Source organism: Amycolatopsis jejuensis, assembly GCF_000717335.1.
Classification (GTDB): Bacteria; Actinomycetota; Actinomycetes; order Mycobacteriales; family Pseudonocardiaceae; genus Amycolatopsis; species Amycolatopsis jejuensis.
The window spans coordinates 87,542-110,188 of record NZ_JNYZ01000017.1 but is presented as its reverse complement, the minus strand read 5'-3'; the positions used below and the strand labels follow the sequence as shown (position 1 = coordinate 110,188).

Annotated in this window: 21 protein-coding genes and 1 pseudogene; 6 read left to right on the top strand and 16 right to left on the bottom strand. The window is 68.7% G+C overall.

The features are described from left to right. Nucleotides 1-38 precede the first annotated feature (38 nt). Nucleotides 39-197: pseudogene (locus OO71_RS53380) on the bottom strand (hypothetical protein); the annotation flags it as partial. 281 nt (nt 198-478) lie between these two features. Between OO71_RS53380 and OO71_RS23990 the strand changes: the two are divergent. Next, a complete protein-coding gene (locus tag OO71_RS23990) occupies nt 479-1,006 on the top strand; it encodes a hypothetical protein (RefSeq protein ID WP_051792024.1) in 528 nt (175 codons plus the stop codon). A 17-nt stretch (nt 1,007-1,023) separates the two neighbouring features. Then, on the top strand, nt 1,024-2,517 hold the full coding sequence (locus OO71_RS23985) for a tachylectin-related carbohydrate-binding protein (protein ID WP_051792022.1): 1,494 nt from the start codon (nt 1,024-1,026) through the stop codon (nt 2,515-2,517). A gap of 56 nt (nt 2,518-2,573) precedes the next feature. Here OO71_RS23985 and OO71_RS23980 read toward each other — a convergent pair whose 3' ends face one another. From OO71_RS23980 to OO71_RS23950, 7 genes are read right to left on the bottom strand one after another with little or no spacing between them, the layout of a single operon-like run. Beyond that, entirely contained in the window at nt 2,574-3,578 is a 1,005-nt protein-coding gene (locus OO71_RS23980; RefSeq protein WP_033292117.1) for a lysylphosphatidylglycerol synthase transmembrane domain-containing protein, read from the bottom strand. Between the two features lie 14 nt (nt 3,579-3,592). Then, nucleotides 3,593-4,837, bottom strand: a complete 1,245-nt coding sequence (locus OO71_RS23975; protein ID WP_033292116.1) for an acyl-CoA reductase — start codon at nt 4,835-4,837, stop codon at nt 3,593-3,595. Continuing rightward, nucleotides 4,834-5,886 carry a LuxE/PaaK family acyltransferase gene (locus OO71_RS23970; RefSeq protein ID WP_033292115.1) on the bottom strand — a complete coding sequence of 351 codons (1,053 nt, stop codon included), beginning with the start codon at nt 5,884-5,886 and terminating at the stop codon, nt 4,834-4,836. The genes OO71_RS23975 and OO71_RS23970 overlap by 4 nt, the downstream gene beginning before the upstream one ends. Further along, nucleotides 5,883-7,289, bottom strand: a complete 1,407-nt coding sequence (locus OO71_RS23965; protein WP_033292114.1) for an AMP-binding protein — start codon at nt 7,287-7,289, stop codon at nt 5,883-5,885. Before OO71_RS23965 ends, OO71_RS23970 begins: the two co-directional genes overlap by 4 nt. A 28-nt stretch (nt 7,290-7,317) precedes the next feature. Next, nucleotides 7,318-8,049 (bottom strand): SDR family NAD(P)-dependent oxidoreductase, encoded by a 732-nt coding sequence (locus OO71_RS23960; protein WP_033292113.1) that lies wholly within the window; start codon nt 8,047-8,049, stop codon nt 7,318-7,320. Beyond that, nucleotides 8,042-8,287, bottom strand: a complete 246-nt coding sequence (locus OO71_RS23955; protein WP_033292112.1) for an acyl carrier protein — start codon at nt 8,285-8,287, stop codon at nt 8,042-8,044. The genes OO71_RS23960 and OO71_RS23955 overlap by 8 nt, the downstream gene beginning before the upstream one ends. 12 nt (nt 8,288-8,299) lie before the next feature. Further along, nucleotides 8,300-9,043 carry an acyl-ACP--UDP-N-acetylglucosamine O-acyltransferase family protein gene (locus OO71_RS23950; RefSeq protein WP_033292111.1) on the bottom strand — a complete coding sequence of 248 codons (744 nt, stop codon included), beginning with the start codon at nt 9,041-9,043 and terminating at the stop codon, nt 8,300-8,302. Nucleotides 9,044-9,234: 191 nt separating this feature from the next. Here OO71_RS23950 and OO71_RS23945 point away from each other — a divergent pair, with 191 nt between their 5' ends. Together OO71_RS23945 and OO71_RS23940 are read left to right on the top strand one after the other, a co-directional pair. Then, nucleotides 9,235-10,341 (top strand): DegT/DnrJ/EryC1/StrS family aminotransferase, encoded by a 1,107-nt coding sequence (locus tag OO71_RS23945; RefSeq protein WP_033292110.1) that lies wholly within the window; start codon nt 9,235-9,237, stop codon nt 10,339-10,341. Next, nucleotides 10,338-11,288, top strand: a complete 951-nt coding sequence (locus tag OO71_RS23940) for a Gfo/Idh/MocA family protein (protein ID WP_033292109.1) — start codon at nt 10,338-10,340, stop codon at nt 11,286-11,288. Before OO71_RS23945 ends, OO71_RS23940 begins: the two co-directional genes overlap by 4 nt. A gap of 2 nt (nt 11,289-11,290) precedes the next feature. On the opposite strand, the gene OO71_RS23935 is transcribed toward OO71_RS23940, so the two are convergent. From OO71_RS23935 to OO71_RS23905, 7 genes are all read right to left on the bottom strand, one after another. Further along, nucleotides 11,291-12,031, bottom strand: coding sequence for a hypothetical protein (locus tag OO71_RS23935; protein WP_033292108.1), 741 nt, complete (start codon nt 12,029-12,031; stop codon nt 11,291-11,293). A 4-nt stretch (nt 12,032-12,035) separates the two neighbouring features. Further along, a complete protein-coding gene (locus OO71_RS23930; protein WP_033292179.1) occupies nt 12,036-12,527 on the bottom strand; it encodes a SigE family RNA polymerase sigma factor in 492 nt (163 codons plus the stop codon). Nucleotides 12,528-12,576: 49 nt separating this feature from the next. Continuing rightward, complete coding sequence (locus tag OO71_RS23925; protein WP_033292107.1) at nt 12,577-13,149, bottom strand: Uma2 family endonuclease; 573 nt, start codon at nt 13,147-13,149, stop codon at nt 12,577-12,579. A gap of 83 nt (nt 13,150-13,232) precedes the next feature. Beyond that, nucleotides 13,233-13,850: an acyltransferase gene (locus OO71_RS23920; RefSeq protein WP_033292106.1), complete on the bottom strand. Its 618-nt coding sequence runs from the start codon at nt 13,848-13,850 to the stop codon at nt 13,233-13,235. Beyond that, entirely contained in the window at nt 13,837-15,033 is a 1,197-nt protein-coding gene (locus OO71_RS23915; RefSeq protein ID WP_033292105.1) for a glycosyltransferase family 4 protein, read from the bottom strand. Before OO71_RS23915 ends, OO71_RS23920 begins: the two co-directional genes overlap by 14 nt. A 58-nt stretch (nt 15,034-15,091) precedes the next feature. After that, complete coding sequence (locus tag OO71_RS23910) at nt 15,092-16,021, bottom strand: NAD-dependent epimerase/dehydratase family protein (protein ID WP_033292104.1); 930 nt, start codon at nt 16,019-16,021, stop codon at nt 15,092-15,094. 24 nt (nt 16,022-16,045) lie between these two features. Further along, entirely contained in the window at nt 16,046-17,209 is a 1,164-nt protein-coding gene (locus tag OO71_RS23905; RefSeq protein ID WP_245633761.1) for a DegT/DnrJ/EryC1/StrS family aminotransferase, read from the bottom strand. A gap of 99 nt (nt 17,210-17,308) precedes the next feature. On the opposite strand from OO71_RS23905, the gene OO71_RS23900 reads away from it, so the two are divergent. Together OO71_RS23900 and lhgO are read left to right on the top strand one after the other, a co-directional pair. After that, nucleotides 17,309-20,374, top strand: coding sequence for an AfsR/SARP family transcriptional regulator (locus tag OO71_RS23900; protein ID WP_033292102.1), 3,066 nt, complete (start codon nt 17,309-17,311; stop codon nt 20,372-20,374). 61 nt (nt 20,375-20,435) lie between these two features. Continuing rightward, the gene (gene lhgO, locus OO71_RS23895; RefSeq protein ID WP_033292101.1) at nt 20,436-21,620 is read left to right on the top strand and encodes an L-2-hydroxyglutarate oxidase; all 1,185 of its coding nucleotides are present in this window, start codon (nt 20,436-20,438) and stop codon (nt 21,618-21,620) included. Here the strand turns inward: lhgO and OO71_RS23890 are convergent. After that, nucleotides 21,617-22,612, bottom strand: a complete 996-nt coding sequence (locus tag OO71_RS23890) for a DUF3558 family protein (RefSeq protein WP_033292100.1) — start codon at nt 22,610-22,612, stop codon at nt 21,617-21,619. The two genes, lhgO and OO71_RS23890, sit on opposite strands and share 4 nt — an antisense overlap. Nucleotides 22,613-22,647 lie beyond the last annotated feature (35 nt).

The following is a 22,647-nucleotide window of genomic DNA, read 5'->3' as shown; positions in this document are numbered from 1 at the left end:
AGCCGGTCGAGGTGGTCCTTCAGTAACGCATCGACGTCCGCATCGGACCCGGTCAGCGCCCGTTCGGCGGCCGCTTTGACCTGGGACCCGGCGTCTCGCCAGAGGACCAGGACCTTTGCCCGTGGCGTCAGCTCCGAACTGGCCGACGCTTCCTGCGGGGCCGGGGCAGCGACGGCAGGCTGGACACCGAACTGCATGGTCAGTGCCGTCACCAGAGCGGTGATCAGCGCATTGCGCCGTAATCTCCACGTTCTTCGGACCGGTTTCATGACCCTCTTCTCGTGAATGTCTTGTAGTGACAAGAAACGAGGTGAAGAGCAGTGCAAGGAAATGGTTCGACAGGCAAGATCGGCACCACGCTAGCAATGCTTTCAAACCGGAAGACATGTGACACTGATCACCTTCGATATCGGTAATATCCGGATGCTCGCGTCGATAGCCAAGCGGACGAGCTGTCGCATCAATCGAACGGATTGCCATGCACATCAAGGCTTTGGGAGCCATCGGCGCGGCCGCCGCAATTGCTTCATTCGGCCTATGGACCGCGCAAGCAGCGCCTGATAAACCGCACGCAGCCGCCGACGGCCAGGCGCCACTCGTGGAGGATTACTCCTATCCGGGTGCCGCAGAGATCCAGCAGAAATACCACGTCATCCTCACCTCGGGAGACGGCCATATTGTTTTCGCAGACTGCACTACCCCACCGGTAGGAAATGTCGGCGTACTCGAAGTCCGCTCCACGGAAAACGTAGGAAAAGACGGTCTGGTCTGTTTCAAGGTGCTGGGCTCGACCGGGCATCTCGAACTCCGCCTCCCCGCCGTCTTCGAAATCCGGGGCGACGGCCGGACCTCGGGTGCCGGACACAAGATGAAAGCCGACCTCACGACTGACGCCGGTCAGCATTCGACGGTCGATGTCGCCGGTTACGGCAGTACTCCGGTCGGCATCGGGGCCAATCCGAACAACGCACCCACCACGTTGCTTCAGCTCACCGTCGGCGCCTGACCGCAGGAGGAACCGCTGTGCACAGACGAATCCTTGCCCTGTCCGGCGTTCTGCTCACCGGCGGCGTGCTCGTCGCAAGCCCGGCACATGCCGTTTCCGGCGGGACCGCTTCGCCCGCCGGTTACCTCGCCCGGATCACCACACCCACCAAAGCCTGCTCGGCCGCGCTGATCGACCCGTCGTGGGTCATCACCGCAGCCACGTGCCTTGCCGCGACGGACACCGGCGCGCCGACCGAGAACCCAACAGTCGACAACGGGGCTGGTTTCACCACGAAGCTGACCAAGGTGATCCGCCGGAGCGACCGGGATGTCGCGCTGGCAAAGCTCGAGAAGCCCGCCAACGGCGTTGCCACGGTCCCGGTGAGCGGTACTGCGCCGAAGAACGGAGACACCCTGCAGCTGGCCGGATTCGGCCGCACCGCAACGGAATGGGTACCCGCGCGTCCGTCCGTCGCGGCGTTCACGGTCGCCTCAGTGAGCGCGACGGAAGTGTCAGTGACCGGCAGCGCGGACACCTGCCTCGGCGACGCAGGCGGCCCGGCCCTGCGCCAGGTCGGCGACCACGTCGAACTGGTGGCCATCAACAGCCGATCCTGGCAACACGGCTGCCTCGCGGTGACCGAAACGCGCGAAGGCAGCACCGACGCCAGAACCGACGATCTCACCGGCTGGATCCGGCAGAACACCGTCCCGACTCCGGTGAGCTGCCCTCAGGGCGCAGTCATCTGGGACGACATGGCAGACGGCACCCTGTGGCGGCACCTCCACCGCGACCCGGTGGGCGGCACTCCGAGCTGGACCGAACCGACCACGTCGAGCGGTACCGGCTGGTTCGGCCGCCCGATCGCAGGCAAGGACGGCGTCCTGTGGGACGTCCACCGCAAGTACGACGCGAACGATCCGTTCGGCGACGGCATCCTCAAGCGCTGGAAATGGGATGGCACACAGCTGACCGGCGGCAACCAGGTCGGCAACGGCTGGGAGCGGTACCTGACCCCGGAGTTCCGGAATCGCATCACGGTCGACCAGGCCGGACGCATCTTCATGATCAACGACCAGGCCGAGTTGCGCGTGTTCATCTGGGACGACGCGGCCGGCTGGTGGGTCAACGGGGTCGGCCAGGTGCTCGATACCGGCTGGACGAAGTTCGACTCCATCACCGCAGCAGGCGACGGGGTGCTCTTCGCTCGAACGCCGAACGGCGACCTTTACCGCTTCCAGTACGACTTCGGCACTGGGAAGTGGACGCAGCGGGACAAGCAGGTCGGCACGGGATGGCAGATGTTCAGCGGGATCTTCTCCCCCGGCGCCGACATTCTGTACGGCCGTGGCTCCACCGGCCCCAGCCCGTGGGGTGGCCAGGACGGCCCGATCCTTCGGTGGTACCGGTACTCCGCCAACACCGGCTCCTGGCTTCCAGTGGGCAGCAACGGCACCAGTGTCGGCTCCGGGTGGAACACCGATCTCCACGCAACCGCCGCGCCTGATTCCTGCCGGTTGGTGAGCTGAAGAACGAGGAGGCCGCCCCGATCCGGGCGGCCTCCTCGCCTGTCAAGAAGAAAACGTCAGGCCGTGACCGGACGGCGGGCGGTCATTCTTGCCGCCAGTGCGGCAAAACCGGCCGTGAGCAGGTCTGCCACCGTGAACATCACCCGGGACGCCACTGCGAACGCGGTGGCCTGGCCGACTGTCAAACCACTGGCCGTGAGAACTGCGACCTGTGCGACCTCGCGGACGCCGACACCGCTCGGGAGGATGAACGCGAACGTGCCGACCGTCATGGCTACGGCCATCGCCCCGACGCACAGGACGAAGCCGTTGAAACCCGGCGCACCGACCGAGTTCGCCAGCAGCCACAGGTGCACGCCCTGCAACGCCCACGCACCCGTCGAGGCACCGAAGGCCTTGATCACCACGCCCCAGCCGAGTGATTCCTCGAGCGGTGGGCGGCGGAGGATCTTCAGTACCAGCGAGGTACCCCAGGTCAGCACGCGCGGGTGCAGCAGTGCGAGGCCGACCGGGATCAGGACGAACAACCACATCGCGCGCGGGCTGTTGCTGAACACTGCGGGGGCCGCGAGCAGCGACACGACCAGCGCGGACACGACGCTCACACCGAGCTGGACCAGCGACCCGGTGAAAATCCGCGCTCTCGCCAGCCCTGCCTTGCGGCCCAGTTCCATCTGCAGCAGGTACGCCCACACCGAGCCCGGCACGTACTTGCCGAGGGAACCGACCAGGCAGATCTGCGCGCCGCGGGCGTAGCCGATCGGTTTGCCGAGGTGGTCGACCAAGACCTGCCAGCCCCAGGTGGACACGAGGATCGAGGCCACCAGCGCCACCAGGCTGAGCACCGACGACTGCCACGCGACGTCCTTCAGCGTGCGCCAGAACTCGTCCCAGTTGGATGCCAGCTGCTTTGCCGCGAAGCCGATCACCAGGAGAATGGCGACCCAGCGCACGACGCCGAGCACCCGCGCCTTGGTGGACTTGCGGGTTTTCCCGGTAGCCGGGGCGGTCTCCGCCGATGGGGCGTCGTCACCCGGCGTCGAAGTGCGTACGGTCGTCACTGCCTCTCAGCTCCTCAAGCCTGCACCGTGACCAGGCGACTGAACTCGGCGAGCAGATCGTAACCGTCCCACACGCCGGCGAACGTGAGGGCCGACCCGAACGGCACAATCCGGTCCACCCCGCGTCCGGCGAGTGCGGTCACGAATCCGGTGAGTTCTTCGCGGGTGAAACCGAATTGGCTCACTGTCTGGTCTTTGCGTTGCACAATCGGCACCAGCTCGTCGAGCGACGCCACTGCCGCGTTCGCGAACGTGCCCGCACCAAGCCATTCGCGCGGCATCACCGTGGCGTCGGCGAGCTCGAGCGTGGCCAAGGCGTTGCCGTCGAAGCGGATCGACGACACGAGCCCGTCGACCGCTGCGCCGTACGCCGACACGCGTTTCTGCACTGCCATCGCCGGTTCGGTGACGTGCTGTTTTGCCACCAGCACTTCGGCAAGCAGCTGCCGGAACTCCGCGCCTGCGGTCTGCGCGCCGCAAGCATCGCCGACCCAGAACACCGCGCGCGGTGATGAGCAGGCGGCCTGGTCGAACCAGTACGAGTCGTTGTAAAAGCCCTCGGCAGCCGTGCGGCGCTGCTCCGGCGTGGCTTCCTGCCAGCCGCGCACCGACGCGACGGCGAACGACGAGCGGTCCGGGAACGTGAGGTCACGGGCGTGCGGCGCCAGCGGGTACTTCCGCAGCGCGGCCACCGAGGTGTCGCCGCCCCAGATCACCCGCAGGTCGGCGGCCAGCGAAAGGGCACCGCTGACCTCGTCGCTGCGGTCGTAGGTGACCATGCGCTGGGTCGCGTGGATCGTGGCCGCGGTTTCCGGCGACACGTCGTCGAGCGCCGCGTTCAGCGCCTCCAGCACGGCCTCGGCCGCGCCGGCCGACCGCGACGACACGCGCACCACGTTGCTGTTGCCCGCCAACGCCGACAGCGCCCACGAGTACACGAAAATGGTGTCCACATTGGCCGGTGGCACGTGGAACACGAGCCCGCGCGGGAAGCGCAGCGCGCCGCCGGTTGTTTCCAAAGTGGACAGTGACTTGGTCAGCTCTCCCTTGCGCAGGAAGAAACCCAGTGACGTCAGCTCCGGGAACCGCCGCGCCATCGCGGGGGCGAGCAGCTTGCGGGCGAACTTGGTGACGAACTCGACCACCCGCGGGTCCCCGACCGTCAGGCGGCCGCCGGGCGGTTCCTCACGCACCTCGGCGAGCAAAGCGTCCACGGAAACCGAGGCACCGAGCGGAAATCGCTGTTCCAACGCGCTCATGCGGCGGCTCCGGTGAACGTGTCCGAGCATCCGCGGGCCTCGGCCTTCGGCAGCCGCCCGAGCACCGAAAAGTGCTTGCCGGGCCAGTCGCCGTCGTCGATTCCGTTGTACACGCCCAGATCCTCGGTGAGCAGCACGTGCCCGGGGTACGAGCGCGGCAGCGTGCTCACCACCTCGATGACACCCGGCTTGCCGACCGACTGCTCCGCCCAGGTCTCCGGGTCGCGGATCACGACGTCGGCGAAATCGGGGCAGTACAGCGAATTCCCGGACGGACCTTCGAGGAACACGGTGCCGATCTGCTCGATCATGCCGTAGTAGTTGTGGATCCGGGTGAGCCCGGTGTCGTCGGCGAACCGGCGACGGAACTCACTGTTGTCCACGGCCCGGTCGATCAGCTTCTTCCAGCCGCCGGAGTGGACGAGGATCCCGTTCGACAGGTCCAGGTTGTGCTCGCGCGCGACCTCGTACAGGTACTGCCACACCATGAATGTGAAGCCGAAGATCAGGAACGGGCGGTCGCCGTACTCGGCGAGGAACTTCTTGACCGCCTCGACGTCCGGCTGGTCGTTCTCGTCGAGCACGTACGTGTGCTTGCGGCCGAAGTTCGCCATCCCCAGCACGCCGGCGCCGCGGGCCGAGAACGACCGGCGGTTCTTGATGATCCCGATGGTGTCGACCATCAGCATCGGCAGCCGCTCGGCGCCGAGCACCTCCTGCAGCGTGGCGCCGAGCTGCTTCGTCTGCGCGCCCGCCGCGTCCTTGTCGAGGTAGATCCGCGACGCGCCCGCGCCGGTGGTGCCCGACGACGTGAGAGTTTTGAATACCTCGGCGTCCGGGATCGACTTGAGGTCGTGCGTCTTGAACATGCGCACGGGCAGCCACGGCAGGTCGGCGATCGCGCCGAACGACGCATCGGGCGCGAAACCGAGCGACGCGAGGATCCGCTCGTACCCGGCGGAGTTCGCCCGGTGGTGCGCGGTCAGCTCCGCCAGTTCGGGGAGCAGTGACGCCTCCCGTTGCGCCTGCGAGCGCGTGAACACACTCATACCCGTCCTTCCAGCGCCCGGTAGTCGATCTTTCCGCTGGCCAGCAGCGGCACCGTGTCGATCGGGCGGACGTCGAACCCGCTCGTGTGCAGGTGCAGCCGCTCCGAGAGCGCCCGCGCCGCGTCCTTGCAGATCGCCTTCGCGCCCTCGCCCTCGGGCAGCTCGGCGAACAGCACGACCTTGTCGCCGGCCGGGACCGCGGCCACCACGTCGATCCCCACCGCGGCCGACCGCACCGCCTGCTCCAGGTCGTCAAGGCTGACCCGGTTGCCGAACACCTTGCCGATCCGCTTCAGCCGCCCGGTGATGTACAGGTACCCCTCGTCGTCGAGGTACCCGAGATCCCCGGTGGCCAGCATTCCGCCGCATTCGTCGCCCGCGGTCAGCCCGGTCTCGCTCTCCGCATAGCCCATCATCACGTTGGGTCCACGGTAGAGGACCTCGCCGACAATTTTGGGATGCGTGGTCTCGGCGCCGTCGTCGCGGCGGATGGCGAACGTGCCGCCGGGCAGCGCGGGACCGGCCGTGCCGATCTTGTCCGCGAGCCGTTCCGCGGGCACCGTGGTCATGCGCGGGGAGGCCTCGGTCTGCCCGTACATGACATACATCCGGCCGCCGACGGCGAGCATTTTGTCGTTGAACTCGGCGACGAGTTCGTCCCGCAGCTTTCCACCCGCCTGGGTGAGGGTGCGCAGGGTCGGATATTTCGCCGGGTCGAACTTCAACCGGCGCAGCATTTCGTAGTGATAGGGCACGCCGGACAGCGAAGTCACGCCGTGTTCCTTGACAGCGTCCCAGAATCCGCGACCCAGCACGCCGGACGATTCGATTACCACTGTCGCACCACGGGAAAGGTGCGAATTCAGCACTGATAGACCGTAGCTGTAGTGGAGCGGAAGACAGGTCGGAGCGACCTCGCCGGCGTCGATCTGCAGCACCTGGGCGATCGCGTCGGCGTTGGCCAAGAGCCCCTGCCGCGACAGCCGCACGAGCTTCGGATTGCCGGTGGACCCGCTGGTCGGCAGCAGAACGGCGAGGTCAGGATGCGGGTCGACGCCGTCGGTTTCGCGTACCCAGTGCCCGTTCTCGGCGCGGTAGCCCTCCGGCGCGGCCGCTTCGGGGGCCGCCAGCACGGCGGCGGGCCGGAAGCGGGTGATGAGGCCGGTGAGCACGTCCGCGTCGAGCGCCGGATCGATCAGCGCGATCGCCCGGCCCGCCTCGAAGGCACCGAGGTACCGCAGCACGCTCTCCAGGTCCAGCGACATCCGCGCGAACAGCACCCCGGCGGGGAACCCCGCCAGCGCGGCCGCGGACCGCTCGATCTCCGCCGTGAGCTCGTCGCCCGCCAGCGTGCGGCCCTCGGCCACATCGACCAGCCGGGACCCTGCGGCCACCAGATTCACCGAACCTCCTCGCGCTCGCGAGTGCATTTCACAGCACCAAGCCGCCGTCCACGCCCAGCACCTGACCGGTGACGAACGACGCTTCGTCGCTCACCAGAAACCGGATCACCTTCGCCACGTCCTCGGGCGTACCCAGCCGGCCGAGCGGTGTGCGGGCCACGTTGTCCGCTTTCGCGTCTTCCGGAAGGCCCGCCGTGAGATCCGTCTCGACCACCCCGGGGGCGACCGCATTCACGCGGATCCCGGACCGGCCGAGTTCCTTCGCCGCCGAACGCGCGATGTTCGCCACCGCCGCCTTCGACGCCGCATACACCGTCTGACCTGCACTGCCGTACTCGCCGACGATGCTGGCCAGCACCACGATCGCACCGGTCTTCTTCCGCATCATCGCCCGGGCGGCCGCCTGGACGGTGTGCAGCGTGCCGGCGACGTTGGTGCTCAGCGTGGTGTCGACGACGTCCTCTTTGATCATGCCGAGGAGCGCGTCCTCCATGATCCCGGCGTTCGCCACCACGATGTCGAGCTTGCCGTGCTCCTTCGCCACGCCGCGGACCAGCGTGGACACCGCCTTGGCGTCGGTCACGTCGAGCGCGAGCCCGGACGCGGCTCCGGCAGCGGCCGCCGCTTCCTTGGCCCTGGCCTCGTCCCGGCCGGTCAGCACCACCGTGGCGCCGGCCTCGGCCAGCGCCCGCGCGGTGGCGAGACCGATCCCGCGGGTTCCGCCGGTGACGAGCGCAACGCGTCCGGACAGATCAGTCATTCTTCGACTTCAGCTCGGTGACCATGTCGACGGCGACCTTGAAGCTCGACATGTCGATGACCTGGTCGGTGTCGAACTCGACGTCGAACTCGTCCTCGATGGCGGCGACCAGGGCCATGTGCCCGACCGAGTCCCATGCCTCGAGGTCGCGGTACTTGAGGTTCTCGACGTCCACCTCTCCGTCGAGGTCAAGCGCCTCGACGAAGACCTCACGCAGCTTGGGGGACACATCCGACATAAGTCACAGCTCCTAGTGTTCCTCGCGCGGGCGGGCGTCCCACGCCTTGACCACGGTAGAGAGGTCGCCCGGGAGCCGGTCGGCCAGCCCGTCGTCCGGCAGCTCGCCCTTGCCCTTCAGCCACGGCGAGAGCGCCTCGATCATGGATTCGTCCAGACCACGGCGGGACAGCCCCACGAGGTTGACGCCGGTCACCCTGGCCGGGTTGCCCACCGCGATCGTGAAAGCGCCCACTTCGCGGCGCACCGCCGAGCTCATCCCGACCATCGCCCCTGGGCCGACCACCACGCGCTGGTGCAGTACCGCACCCATGCCGATGTTGGCGCCGTCCCAGATGTGGCAGTGCCCACCGGTGATGACGTTCGACGCAATCGTGACACCCGAGCCGACCAGGCAGTCGTGCGCGATGTGGCTGCCGCGGAGGTAATAGCCGTCGTCGCCGAGGGTGGTCGTGCGCCAGGTGCCCTGGTGCACACTCGTGTACTCCCGGATCCGGTTGCGGTCCCCGATCACCACCCCGTGGCCGTCCTGCGCCGGGTCGCCGGTCGGGGCGGTCTCCCATGCTGCCGGGTGCGGGCCGCCGCGGTCTTCGCCTGGCGTGCCGATCGTCACGTGGGGGCCGATCCAGTTGCGGTTGCCGATGCGGGCCGGGCCGAGGATGACCGTGTACGGGCCGATGATGTTGCCTTCGCCCAGCTCCACGCCTTCGCCGAGTACTGCCGTCGGGTGGATCCGGTTGGGTGCCGCAGGTGACACAGTCGGTCATCCGTTTCGTCGCGTCCGGCCTGGACGGCCTGGGGTCAAGGGCTGGCGGCGGCGCCCGGTAACGTGTGGCCCGCGTGCACGCAGGGCGTCCGGGCGCAGCACCGGCGGCTTCCGGCCTCGCGGCCGGAGCGCCTGAGCACTGTACCGGACGCATCGAACTCACCAGCCGAGAGAGACTGCCGATGATCCCCATTACCGTGGTCGACGTCCGTGACGCGGAAGACCTGGTCGTCGAGGTGCTGCGATCCGGCGCCATCGCACAGGGGCCGATGGTCAAGCGCTTCGAGGACGCCTTTGCGCACGTCGCGGGCACGAAGCACGCCATCGCCGTGAACAACGGGACGACCGCACTGGTCGCGTCGCTGCAGGCACTGGACCTGCAGCCGGGGGACGAAGTGGTCACCTCGCCGTTCACCTTCGTCGCGACGCTGAACGCGATCCTCGAAGCGGGCGCCACCGTGCGGTTCGCCGACATCCGGCGCGACGACTTCGCGCTCGACCCGGACGCTGTCGCCGCCGCGGTCACCGACCGCACGAAGGTCCTGATGCCGGTGCACCTGTACGGCCAGACGGCCGACATGGGCAAGCTCGCGCCCTTCGCGGCCGAGCGCGGGCTGCGGATCATCGAGGACTCCGCACAGGCTGTCGGCGCGTCCTTCGACGGCAAGCCGGCCGGGTCGTACGGCATCGGCTGCTTCTCGCTGTACGCGACGAAGAACGTCACCACCGCCGAAGGTGGCGTGATCACCACCGACGACGACGAGCTCGCGGACAAACTTCGCGTACTGCGCAATCAGGGCATGCGCGCCCGGTACCAGTACGAGATGGCGGGTCACAACTACCGGATGACCGACCTGCACGCCGCCGTCGGCATCCCTCAGCTGGAGAAGCTCGACCAGCTCACCGCGGCGCGGCAGGCCAACGCGAAACGGCTGTCCGAAGGGCTGTCCGGTACGCCGGGCCTCGACGTGCCGCAGGTGCTGCCCGGCCGCGAGCACGTGTGGCACCAGTACACCGTGCTCGTCGGCCCGCACGCGATGCTCTCGCGTGACGAGGTGTCCGCCGCGCTGCTGGAGAAGGGCGTCGGCAACGGGATCTACTACCCGAAGATCGTCTTCGACTACGACTGCTACCGCGGGCACCCGCTGATCCCGGACGCGCGGGTCGAGGACTTCCCGGTGGCCGGTGACGTCGCCGCGCAGGCGCTGTCGCTGCCGGTCCACCCGCATCTGAGCGAGTCCGACGTCGACCGGGTCGTCACGGCCATGCGTGAGGTGCTGGGCGCATGACACACCGCATCGCACTCGTCGGCACGGGCAACATGGGTTCGCTGCACGCCCGCGTGCTGTCGCAGAACGACCGGGTCGACCTGGTCCGCGTGATCGACCCGCGCGAGGACGCCGGTCGCGCCGTCGCCGAACGGTACGAAACGCAGTGGTCGCCGGAAATCGGCTCACTGTCCGATGTGGACGCTGTGGTGCTCGCGTCGGCCACCGAGGTGCACTACGACCTCGCGCAGGAAATTCTGGGCCAGGGCAAGGCAATGCTGGTCGAGAAGCCGGTGTGCAACAGCCTGGAGTACTCGCAGGAAATCGTTGCGCTGTCGGCGAAAAAGGACGTCCCGCTGATGTGCGGGCTGCTGGAGCGCTACAACCCGGCGGTGATGACCGCGCGGGCGCTGGTGACCGAGCCGGTACACCTGATGGCCCGGCGGCACGGCCCGTACGCGCCGCGGATCAAGACCGGCGTCGCGTGGGACCTGCTGGTGCACGACGTCGACCTGGCAATCCAGTTCTTCGGCGGCGCCACCCCGGCGCGGGTGACGTCGGGAGCCGGGTACTTCCATCCATCCTCTGTGGACGGTGCGGAGGACACGATCGAAACCGTGCTGTCGTTCCCGACCGGGCTGGCCACGGTGTCGGCTTCGCGGCTGGGACAGCGCAAGGTGCGTTCGCTCGTGGTATCCGAACTGGACCGGATGGTGGAGATCGACCTGATCCGCCGCGACGTGACGATTTACCGGCACGTGTCGCATGATTCGGTGACGCCGGACGGTCTGGGTTACCGGCAGCAGACTGTGATCGAGATCCCGGAGCTGGTCACGGCGCGAGAGCCGCTGGCGACGCAGCTGGACCGGTTCGTCGACCTGCTGGAAGGCAAAGTCGACGCGGATGCCGAACGCGCACTGATCCTGCCCTCGCACGAAGTCGTCGCGCAAGTACTGGCCGAGGCCTGACCTCACTTCGTCAGACGACGGCCGTCCGCGGAGTACGCGACCAACGGGCTCGCCCGGTCCGCGGACGGTACGTCGTCCTGGTCGAACCAGAACACGACCACCTCGGGGTCCTCGCTCCAGCTGGCGGTGTGTGCGGCGATCACGCGACCGTCCACTGTGGTCTCGATGCGGGCGGCTGGTCCGCTGAAGTAGCCGTACACCGGGATCCAGGTGTCGGCGATGGTCAGGCCGCCGGAGGTGGCGTGGAAGCCGAACGAACGGTCCGCGCCGTCGGTTTCGTTGGCGAGGTAGAGCGGGCGCAGGCTGCCGTTCGGCTCGTCCAGGCCGGCCATCACCCCGAACTGGACGGACGGCACCTTGTCCGGCTCGTCGATTTTCGCTGCGTAGAACACGAGCTGGGCGCCGTCGGAGTAGGTGCCGGTGGCGATCACCTCGCCGACCGGGACGGACTCCGCCGGAGCCGGGGCCGGGGGTTGGCCCACAGTCGCGGTTGCGGTGGACGACATCGGTGGCGCCGCGGCCGCGTGGATCGACTGTTGCGGCGGGACCCCCGGGCTGCGCAGCCAGACGGCACCGAACACGACGGCGATCACGGCCACCGCGACGCCGCCCGAGGTCAGGAGCTTGCGGCGACGGCGCATCCGGCCACCGTCGGCCATGATCCGATCCAGGTCAGGTTCGGCGAAGGGCTCCGGAGGCGGTTCACGGAGCACGGCGCGCAGCCGGTCGAGTTCGTCGCTCACGAGGTCACCTCCCCACCAGTGCGGCGCCGTCGATGCGCAGCTTCGCGAGCGCACGCGAATTCGTGCTCTTCACGGTGCCGATGGACACGCCGAGCTCGTCGGCCACCTGCTGTTCCGCCAAGTCGAAGAAATGCCGGAGGACCACCACGGCCCGCTCCCGCCCGGTGAGCCTGCCCAGCGCGTCGGTGAGCCACTCCCGATCGGTGACGACGTGCGAAATGTCCGGCACGCGTTCGCGTTCGGGCACATCCTCGGTGGCGTACTCGCGAATCGGACGGCGCCAGGTGTCGATGACGTGGTTGGCGAGCACCCGGCGGGCGTACGCGTAGGGGTTCTTGCGGCCCACCCGGGACCAGGCGGCGTACGTGCGGGTGAAAGCGGTCTGCGCGGCGTCCTCGGCCTGGTGCCGATCACCGGTGAGCAGGAATGCGGCGTGCGTGAGCCGCGCGGAACAGGACCGGACGAAGTCGGCGAACTCCTCGTCCCCGCGCATCATTCCGGCCACCCCTGTTCCCTGGTCGCCGTCGGACGACCTCGGATCCAGGCTACCGTTGCGCGCGAGGGTCGACGAGCGCGTCGAGATCGAGCTTGACCGAGGTGCCCGCGAAGTCGAGCACGACACTGCCGGAATGCTCACCGAAGTTCTCGTACTCGCCGTCGATGAGCCGGTAGGTGATCATGCTCACTGGTGGGTCGAGGTCGACGATCCAGTAGTGCTCGATTCCGGCTTCGGCGTATTCGAAATGCTTGGTGACCTGGTCGACTTGCTTGGTGCTCTCGGAAAGCACCTCGATCACCAGCAGTGCGTCGGCCGCTGCGATCCGCGCGGGATTGGCCTCCGCGACCGAGGCCGACGTGACGACGACGTCCGGAATCCGAACCGTCGGCGGGCTCTTGACCAGGACCAGCTCGGCCTCGGCTCCGGCGCTCATCGACGGGCAGAGCTGCTCGTCGAGCAAGAAGGCCAACCGCGTCACTGACCGCAGGTGGAACCACATCGGACGCGGCGACACGGACGGAACCCCTTCGACGACCTCGATCCGCGCCCTCCGGTCCACCGGAAGTGCGGTCCAGTCGTCGAAGGTCAGAAGATGCTGAGGCCACTCCAGGGCACTCATGAGATCTCCTTCACCGTCAGTGACTGGCAATAGTGTCTCATGTTACCCAGCGCGGCCGCCAGCCTTGACACTGGGTAACGAGCTCACTGCTCGCTGAAGTCACCCGCCGGGGAGCCCCATCCGGCTTCCTCGCCCGCCAAAGCGCGGCGGCGGGCGTTTTCCTCCCGAACCCGCTTGACCTCCGCCGCGATGTACTCCTCTTCGTACCGCTGGAACACCCGCGCCGGGTTCCCCGCCACCAGAGAACGCGGCGGGACGTCTTTCGCCACGACCGAGTTCGGCTGCACCGTCGCGAAGTCACCGATTGTGACGCCCGGCATGATCACCACGAGGCCGCCGATGAAGCAGCCCTTGCCGATTTTCACCGGCTTGCGTTCGATCAGATCGCTGCCCGAATGGTTCTCCAGCGCCATGTTCGCGAGCCAGCTCGAATGCGTGAACACCAGCGTGTTCAGGCCGATGCTCGTGTGCTCGCCGATCTCCAGGCCGCCGCTGGCGTCCAGGGTCGCGCCCTCGCCGATCCAGCAGTGTTCGCCGAGCGTGAGGTTTTCCGGGCTCACGATCTTGACGCGTTCGCGGACCCGGCACGATTCCGGCAGGCCGTGGAACTTGGCCCGCTCGGCATCGTTCAGGTACTGCGTGACCAGGTCGTTCAGGATCATCGGGCGCAGCCGGTTGCTGCGCTCGTCATCGAAGAACATCGTTGTCCGCCACCAGTTTCGTGAGCACCCGCAGGTGTTCCTCGGACACCACGTCGAGCCCGAAGTTACCGCGTACCATCGCGCTTTCCCGCTCGGCGATCCGCGCGCGCAGCTGCGGGTCGTCCAAAAGGGACAGCACGGTGGTGGCGACCGCGTCGGAATCGTTGGGGCGCACCAGAAGGATGTTCTCGCCGTTGCGCAGTTCGATACCCGGGTAGTTGTCCTCGGTAACCGACGCGATCGTCGCGGTACCCGACAGCATTGCCTCCAGCGACGCGGTTCCGCAACCGCCGTTGAGGTCGTGCGTGACGATGTCCGCGGCCGCGAAATACGCGGGCACGTCCGCCTTCGGTACCGCCCCGGTCACGATCAGCGCGTCGGACACGCCCAATTCCTCGGCGCGGCGCATGAATGCGTCGTGATACACCCGGCCGACGATCACCACGCGCGTTCCGGGATGCCGTTCCAGAATGGCCGGCAGCGCCTCCACCAGCGGCAGCCGGTTGCGCAGCGGGATCACGTGGCCGAGCGACACGATCAGCGGCGCGTCCCCGATTTCCAGCTCCGTGCGGACATCCTTGTCGACCGGTTTCGCGAAATGCCCGGTGTCGACGGCAATCGGGAAATACTCGGAATTGTCGTCGCTCGTGCCGTAACGGTCCACGCAGTAATCCACGCCGAGCTTGTCGAGAATGACGTAACGCGGGCGCAGGTATTTGAGCACCGGCCGCACGAGCACGGCGTCGAGCATCCGGAACACGCGCCCGTACAGCTTGTTCTCGCTGATCAGCAGCGTGTGGATGGTGAGGAGCACCGGCTTGCCGTGGCGGCGCGCGTAGATCCCGGCCATCCAGGACAGGTCGAAGAACTGCCCGTGCAGGTGCACCGCGTCCGGCTTGAACTCGTTGAGCAGCTTCCACATCCGCCGCCAGTTGCCCGGCCGCAGCGACGCGAACGTCATGTCGAAATCGATCGACAGGCCCAGCTGCGGCATCTTCGTCGCAGGCAGCCGCACGACGCGGTAACCGTCGCGTTCCCCTTCGGCAGGCGCGTCACCGTACGCGGCGGTGATCGCCAGCACCTCGTTCCCGGCGGCCGCGTACTCGGCAGCCAGCGAGGCGGACATGTGCGCGCTCCCGCCCACCCGGGGTGGGAAGAAGTTGTTCACCACCACAATGCGCATGGGCTTTCCTTCTGCCGGGCCAGCCGAGCTCATGCCGTCTCCTTTGCCGGAGAAATCGTCACGCAGAATCCCGTACGAGCGCCCGCATGCCTTCCTCTACCGTGATCCGCGGTTCCCAGCCCAGCACCTCGCGGGCCCGGGTGATGTCCGCGGCCCGGCGGGAAACCAGGACCTCGCGCTCGTTGAACACCGGTTCGACGTCGACGCCGACCGCCTCGATCAGGATCTTCGCCAGCGTCGCGATCGACGTGTCGACCCCGGTGCCGATGTTGATCGGCAGGTTCGCCTGCTCCGACTCCAGCGCGGCGACGACGCCCCGCGCGAGGTCGTGCACGTGCACGAAGTCCATCGACTGGTCGCCGCGGCCGTCGATCACCGGCGGCTGACCGGCGCGCAGGCGCTGGATGAAGTGGTTGATCACCGAGGTGTAGTACGCCTCGATCTTCTGGCCGGGCCCGTACACGTTGAAGAACCGCAACGCGTTCCAGGACAGGCCCTTCTGCCGCTCGTAGAAGCCGAGCAGGTCCTCGCCCGCGCGCTTCGAGATGCAGTACGGCGTGAGCGGGGTGAGCTTGTCGTCCTCGTGCATCGGCAGCTTTTCCGGCTCGCCGTACACCGACGCGCTGGACGCGAACACCAGCCGCTGCACGCCCTCGTCGGCCGCGGCCGCGAAGACGTTGTGGTTGCCGACCATGTTGATGTCGATCGACTCGGCCGGGTCGGCGATCGACTTGTTGATCGACACCGTGGCGAAGTGGATGACGTGCGTGCAGCCGCGAATGGCCTCACGCACCGCACCGCCGTACCGGACGTCCTGCTCGACCAGCTCGACCTTGCCGGTGGCGACGAACTCGTTGACACGCGCGCGGTCGCCGCGGGTCATGTTGTCGAAGATCCGCACCGTGTAGCCGCCTTCGAGCAGCAGCGGGATCACGTGCGCGGCGATGAACCCGCCGGCGCCGGTGAAGAAGACTTTCTTCTCGGACATTGTTCTCCTCGAAAGGTACGGCGGTCAGGAAACGGTACGGAGGGCTTCGCGCACGGTGGTGACCACGCGCTCGACTTCGCTGTCGGTGAGTTCGGCGTGCATCGGGATCGCCAGCTGGCGGCGGAACGCGTCAGCGGACACCGGCAGCGGCTGCTGCTCGCCGTACACCGGTTGCAGGTGGGAGGCGTACGTGCCGAAGTTGCACTGCACGCCCTGCTCACGGATGCGCAGCGCCAGCGCGTCACGGCTGATCTCCGGAGCCACCGTGAGCAGGTACGCCTGCCACGGGTGCTCGCGATCGGGTGCCTCGACCGGCACGGTGAGCGCGTCGACGTCCTCGAACGCTTCGTGGTAGCGCTTGGCCACCGAGCGGCGGGCGGCGAGCAGGTCGGGCAGCCGGTCGAGCTGGACGCCCATGATCGCGGCCTGGATGTCCGACAGCCGAAAGTTCCAGCCCAGCTCGTGGAACGACGGGATCGGCAGCGCGTCGGAACCCTCGCGGCTGATCGCCGGTTCGATCCCGTACGTGTGGATCTTGCGGGCGTGGGCGATGAGGTCTTCGCGGTCGGACACCAGCGCGCCGCCCTCGCCCGCGGTGATGCCCTTGCGGCCGTGGAAGGAGAACGCGGCCAGGTCGGCGAGGCTGCCTGCCGGGCGGTTGCGGTACGTCGCGCCCGCGGAGCAGGCGGCGTCCTCGAACAGCCAGAGGCCGTGCTTGTCGGCGATGGCGCGGTACTCGTCGAAGTCACCCGGCTGACCGGCGACGTCGACGGCGAGGATGCCGACCGTGCGCGGCGTGATCAAGGCCTCGATCGCGGCCGGGTCGGCGCTGAAGAGGTCCGGGCGGATGTCGGCGAACACCGGGGTGGCGCCGGCCTGCAGCACGGCGTGCCCGGTGGCCGGGAAGGTGTAGTCCCCGACGATCACCTCGTCACCCGGCTTCACGCCCAGCACCCGGAGGCCGAGGAAGAGGGCGGAGCCGCAGTTGCTGGTGCTCAGTGCGTGCGCGGTGCCGGTGACCTGCGCGAACCGCTCCTCGAAGCGGCGGCACGCCGGACCGGCCCCGGCCAGCCAGCCGGAACGGAACACTTCGGCGACGGCAGCCAGCTCTTCCTCGCCGACGGTCGGCCGCCCGAGCAGGACGGGTTCGCCCACGGTAGGTCTCCTGTGCTTCGGGAAGTCCCGCATTGCGCGGGGTCGTCCGAGAGTGTAGAGAAGACGCGCTTACCCTCGGTTTCGGGGACGGAACCCGCCGGTCGGAGGCCGATCAGCGCCTAGGCTCTGCCCATGCGGATCGGGGTGCTGGGGGCCGTCGTGGCGTGGGACGGCGCAGGTGGGCCGGTTGCCGTGGGCGGACCACGCGGCCGAGCACTGCTCGCCCTGCTCGCGGCGGACGCCGGGCGGTTCGTCTCGCCCGAGCGGCTCATCGACGGCCTCTACGGCGAGGACCCGCCGGAAGGGGCGGCGAACGCACTGCAATCGCAGGTCTCGCGGCTGCGCAGTGCGCTGAAACTGCCGATCGAACTCACCTCCGCGGGGTACTGCCTCCGGGTTGAACCGGACGAAGTGGACATGCATCGGTTCGAGCGGCTGGCCGCTGCGGGCCGTCGTGAACTGGCCGCGGGCGACCCGACGCGGGCGAGCGATCTGCTCGGCGAAGCGCTGGCGTTGTGGCGTGGCCCGGCTGCGGCCACGCAGGCCACGCGGCTGGACGAGCTGCGGGCCGAAGCCGCCGCCGACCGGGTCGACGCCGAGATCTCCCTCGGCCGCGCCGCCGACGTCCTCGACGAGCTGCGGGCCGCCATCGCCGACCATCCGGTCCGCGAACGGCCGCACGCACAGCTCGTGCGGGCGCTACACGCAGTCGGCCGGACCGCCGAGGCCCTCACTGCCTTCGAGGACGCCCGCCGCACCCTCGCCGACGAGCTCGGCGCCGACCCTGGTCCAGACCTCACCGAGGCCCACCTGGCCGCCCTCCGCGACGAACCCGCCAATGCCGCGATGCCGTTACCCGCGCAGCTCACCAGTTTCGTCGGCCGCGACCGCGAGCTCCGCCAGGTCGCGGATCTCCTGCAGCACGCCCGGCTCGTCACGCTGCTCGGCCCCGGCGGTACCGGGAAGACGCGGCTGGCCGTGGAAGCTGCGGCGAACGCGGGTCCGTGCGTGTTCGCGGAGCTGGCTCCGCACGTCGCCGACGACGTTCCGCAAGCCGTCCTCACCGCGCTCGGCCTGCGCGAAACGGCGTTGCGCGGGCCAGGTCGGCAGGACCCGGCGGAGCGGCTCGTGTCGGCCTTGCGGGACCAGAAGACGTTGCTGGTACTGGACAATTGCGAACACGTCGTGGCAGCGGCGGCGCAGTTGGTCGCACGGCTGCTACCCGCGTGTCCCGGTCTGCGGGTGCTGGCGACCAGCCGGGAGCCCCTCGGGATCACCGGCGAACAGCTCGCGCCGGTACCCCGTCTTGCCGTGCCACCCAGCGGTACTCGGGACGCCGGAACCTACCCGGCGGTCCGGCTCTTCCTCGACCGCGCCCGCGCGAGCGACCCGGCGTTCCGGATGACCGACGAGACAACAGCGGACATCGTGCGGATCTGCACTGCCCTCGACGGTCTGCCGCTCGCGCTGGAACTCGCCGCGGCCCGCGTCCGCACGCTGCCGATCGCCGACATCGCCGCGCGACTCGACGATCGGTTCCGGCTCCTGGCCCGCGGTAGCCGTACCGCAGATGCCCGGCATCGGTCGTTGCGCGGGGTCGTCGAGTGGAGCTGGGACCTTCTCGACGACGACGAACGTCGTCTCGCACGCCGGCTCACCGTCTTTCGCGGCGGCGCAACGCTCGCGTACGCCGAGGAGGTGTGCGACGCCCCGGTCGACCTGCTGCCGGAACTCGCGGACAAATCGCTGGTGGAATCGTCCGGCGGGCGCTTTCGCATGCTGGAGACCATTCGCGCGTTCTGTGCGGAGAAACTCGACGGCGCGGGCGAGACCGAGCAGCTCCGGAACGCGCATGCGCAAGCGTTCCTGCGCCTGGCCGAGGAAGCCGACCCGAAACTCCGTACCGCGGAACAGCTGGACTGGCTGCAGAAACTGGACGCCGAATACGACAACCTGGTCGCCGCACTCCGCTGGTCGGCGACCGCGGATTCTCCGACGGCCGTGCGGATCACGGCTTCCCTGGTGATGTATTGGTGGCTACGCGGCCGGCGTTACGAAGGAGCCGTGCTGTCGCGAGAAGTGGTCCGGCACTGCGAAACCGCGCCACCGGGCTGTCTTGAGCAATTTCTCATGTGCCTGCTGACCGCGATGGCCGGCGCGCCAGAGGACGACGAGACGGCGGCATACCGGTCGGCCGCGGAGCAGTACCTCGTGGACCGGGGCTGGTCGCCGGAACACCCGATGGTGCTGATGTTGTCCGGCGTGGTGCTCGGACCGCCGGAGGAGGGCGACGCCCGGCTCGCGCAGTCCCTCCTTGCGGAGCATCCCGATCCGTGGCTCAACGCGCTCATCCCGATGGGCGACGGCCTGCGCGCAATGCTCGGCGGTGAGCTGGACGACGCCGAACGCGGCCTGCGGGAAGGCGCGGCGAGGTACCGCGCGCTCGGCGAACGCTGGGGATTGTCGATGGCGCTGGACAATCTGTCGCAGCTGCTGGTGCTACGCGGCCGCCACGACGAGGCGCTCGAAACCATGACCGAGTCCATGACGCTCATGCAGTTGCTCGGCGCCACCGACGACTACGCCGACCTGCTGTGCCGCCGCGGCGACAGCCGTGCCTTGCGCGGAGACCTCGACGGCGCCCGCGCGGACTACGAGCAGACCGTCGAACTGGCGCGCCGCACCGGTATGCCCGAGACGCGCGCCAGCGGGCACCTCGGGCTCTCCGGCCTCGCCCGTCGCGCCGGTGACCTGCCACGCGCACGGGCACTGGCCGAGCAAGCGTTTGCGGAGAGCTCGACGGATTCGTTCTCGGCCGCCATCACGCGAGCGTCCGCGTCGGTTGCACTGGGCTGGGTCGCCGTCGCCGAGCACCGGCCGGAGGAAGCCCGGCAGCGGATGCAGGCGGCGGTCGAGACGGCGCACCGGTGGCACGACCACGGCTCGCTGGCCACCGCGCTCGAAGGCGTCGCCGGGGTCTGCGCCGAGGAGGGCCGGTTCGCTGACGCCGCGGCCTTGCTCGGAGCCGCCGTCGCAGTACGTGGGACAGCGATCCCAGGACAGCCGGATGTCGCGCAGGTCACCGTGGTCGCCCGGGAGGCACTCGGCGAGGACACGTTCGCCGCCGCACACGCTGCCGGACAGCAGCTCGGACCCGCCGAGCGGCTGGCGTTGGCCGGATTGTCCCCGGTCCGGTGAACCGCTGCCACGCCGTCGGGGGGTAGGAAGCAGGCCACCGGAGCGCGTAGCCTTCCCTGCCGTGGCGAACGTCGTGGTGATCGGTGGGGGAATCGTCGGGCTGTCGGTCGCGTGGGAGCTGTCCCAGCGTGGTCAGGACGTCACGGTGCTCGAGAAAGAGGACCGCTGGGCAGTGCACCAGACGGGACACAACTCGAACGTCGTGCATGCCGGCCTGTACTACAAACCGGGCTCGTTCAAGGCGCGGATGTCGGTGGCGGGCAACCGGTCCATTGTGGATTTCGCCCGGCAGTACGGCGTCCCGGTGGACGTGTGCGGCAAGCTCGTGGTGGCCACCCGCGAGGAGCAGGTCCCGGCGCTGGACACGCTGGCCGACCGGGCCGAGGCCAACGGCGTACCGGCCAAGCGCATCACGCCCGCGGAGGCCCGCGAGTACGAGCCCGAGGTGGCCTGTGTCGCGGCGCTGCGCGTCGAGTCCACCGGGATCATCGACTTCCCCGCGGTGTGTGCGGCGCTCGTCCGGCTGCTCGACGAGGCCGACGCCGACCTGCGGCTCGGCACCGCGGTGCGCGGCATCCGCGCGGCCCGCGGCGGCGGGGTCGAGGTGGCCACCGGGTCCGAGGTGCTTCGGGCGGACGCGCTGGTGAACTGCGCCGGGCTGCACGCCGACCGGGTCGCGAAGCTGGCCGGGGTCACGCCGAGCGCGCGCATCGTGCCGTTCCGCGGCGAGTACTACGAGCTCAAGCCCGAACGCCGCGACCTCGTCCGCGGCCTGATCTACCCGGTGCCGGACCCGACGCTGCCCTTCCTCGGCGTACACCTCACGCGGATGCTCGACGGCAGCGTGCACGCGGGTCCGAACGCCGTGCTGGCGTTGCGCCGCGAGGGTTACCGCTGGGCCGACGTGTCGGTGAAGGACATCGCGGACGTCGCCCGTTTCTCCGGGACCTGGCGGCTGGCGCGGAAGTACGCGTACCCGACCGGGCTCGAGGAGGTGCTGCGGTCGTTCTCGAAGAAGCGCTTCGCGGCGAGCCTCGCCGAGCTGGTACCCGCGGTGACCGAGGACGACATCGTGCGGCACGGCTCGGGTGTCCGGGCGCAGGCGCTGCGGCCGGACGGGTCGCTGGTGGACGATTTCCTCATCGAGTCCACAAAGGACCAGGTACACGTGCTCAATGCACCGAGCCCGGCGGCGACGAGTGCGTTGGAAATCGCGAAGCACATCGCCGACCAGGTATCCGCCTAGCTCGGCAGATTCCCGGTCACCAGCGGGATTCCGGCCTTGATCGCGGCGCACGCCTGATCGGGATTGTCGAGCTGCCCGGTCACGATCTGGATCGACGACGTTTCCGTCACCGCGAGCCCGGCCGCACAGTTCACGCCGGAATCGTTGAAGTTGGGGAACAGCGCCCACTTCCGGCCGCCGACGTCGATCTGCTCGACGGGCGCGACCGACATGCCGGGCCAGCGTTTCATCGGCACGTCCGGCCCGATCCAGACCTCGAACGGCTTCTGCCCGCGATCGCCGTCGGTGTCCTTCCACAGGCAGTAGGTCACGTTCGGGCTGACGACCTTCGAATGGTCAAGCTCGCCCTGCGGTGCCATTTTCAGCTGCTGCGCCTGCTCCGGCTTCAGCAACGAGCACGCGTCGAGCGTGGCGAGCGGCCCGGACGGCGGCGTCCCCGGCGGCGTGGTGGTGGGCGTGATCGACGGCGCCGGCTGCCCGCCCGGCAAATGCGCGGCGACCTGCGGGATGGCAAGTTTGGCTCGGTCACAGGCTTTCGCATCGTCCGGATAGGACACACTCACGAAGGCGAACGACTTCGGGCCGAGCGTGGTGTAGAGGTCACAGCTGCCGCCGAGGAATGCGCCGTACCGCGTCCAGTCGAGCCCACCGAGCTTCACCGGAGGTGCCTTGACGACGGCGCCCTGGAGGTAGTTGTCGAGCGTCTGGTCCACGGCCCAGCCGACGGAGAGGATCACCGTGTGCTCGTCGTCAGTCCCACTCCAGAGACACAACGCGGGCGTACGTTGCGCTTTGCTGGCAGGCGAAAGCCGGCCCTTGCCTTTGTACCCGAGCGCGTCGAGCTGCCGCGCATCGAGCAACGTGCACGGATCGACGACCTGCGTGACCGGCCCTTGCCCCGGCACCGGCGACGCAACGCCCGGAACCCGTTGCGTACACCCGGTGAGCAACACCGCAACCACGGCGGTGACCAGCGCTAGCCTGAACCCCATCCCCGCACCTTACTGACCAGCGCGGTTCCGCACCT

Bases quoted from the DNA above. Each gene is read 5' to 3' on its own strand.
- OO71_RS23990 (WP_051792024.1), top strand. From the start codon at position 479: ATGCACATCAAGGCTTTGGGAGCCATCGGCGCGGCCGCCGCAATTGCT.
- OO71_RS23975 (WP_033292116.1), bottom strand. From the start codon at position 4,837: ATGAGCGCGTTGGAACAGCGATTTCCGCTCGGTGCCTCGGTTTCCGTG.
- OO71_RS23970 (WP_033292115.1), bottom strand. From the start codon at position 5,886: ATGAGTGTGTTCACGCGCTCGCAGGCGCAACGGGAGGCGTCACTGCTC.
- OO71_RS23960 (WP_033292113.1), bottom strand. From the start codon at position 8,049: ATGACTGATCTGTCCGGACGCGTTGCGCTCGTCACCGGCGGAACCCGC.
- OO71_RS23955 (WP_033292112.1), bottom strand. From the start codon at position 8,287: ATGTCGGATGTGTCCCCCAAGCTGCGTGAGGTCTTCGTCGAGGCGCTT.
- OO71_RS23945 (WP_033292110.1), top strand. From the start codon at position 9,235: ATGATCCCCATTACCGTGGTCGACGTCCGTGACGCGGAAGACCTGGTC.
- OO71_RS23940 (WP_033292109.1), top strand. From the start codon at position 10,338: ATGACACACCGCATCGCACTCGTCGGCACGGGCAACATGGGTTCGCTG.
- OO71_RS23930 (WP_033292179.1), bottom strand. From the start codon at position 12,527: ATGATGCGCGGGGACGAGGAGTTCGCCGACTTCGTCCGGTCCTGTTCC.
- OO71_RS23925 (WP_033292107.1), bottom strand. From the start codon at position 13,149: ATGAGTGCCCTGGAGTGGCCTCAGCATCTTCTGACCTTCGACGACTGG.
- OO71_RS23920 (WP_033292106.1), bottom strand. From the start codon at position 13,850: ATGTTCTTCGATGACGAGCGCAGCAACCGGCTGCGCCCGATGATCCTG.
- OO71_RS23915 (WP_033292105.1), bottom strand. From the start codon at position 15,033: ATGCGCATTGTGGTGGTGAACAACTTCTTCCCACCCCGGGTGGGCGGG.
- OO71_RS23910 (WP_033292104.1), bottom strand. From the start codon at position 16,021: ATGTCCGAGAAGAAAGTCTTCTTCACCGGCGCCGGCGGGTTCATCGCC.
- OO71_RS23905 (WP_245633761.1), bottom strand. From the start codon at position 17,209: ATGCGGGACTTCCCGAAGCACAGGAGACCTACCGTGGGCGAACCCGTC.
- OO71_RS23900 (WP_033292102.1), top strand. From the start codon at position 17,309: ATGCGGATCGGGGTGCTGGGGGCCGTCGTGGCGTGGGACGGCGCAGGT.
- OO71_RS23890 (WP_033292100.1), bottom strand. From the start codon at position 22,612: ATGGGGTTCAGGCTAGCGCTGGTCACCGCCGTGGTTGCGGTGTTGCTC.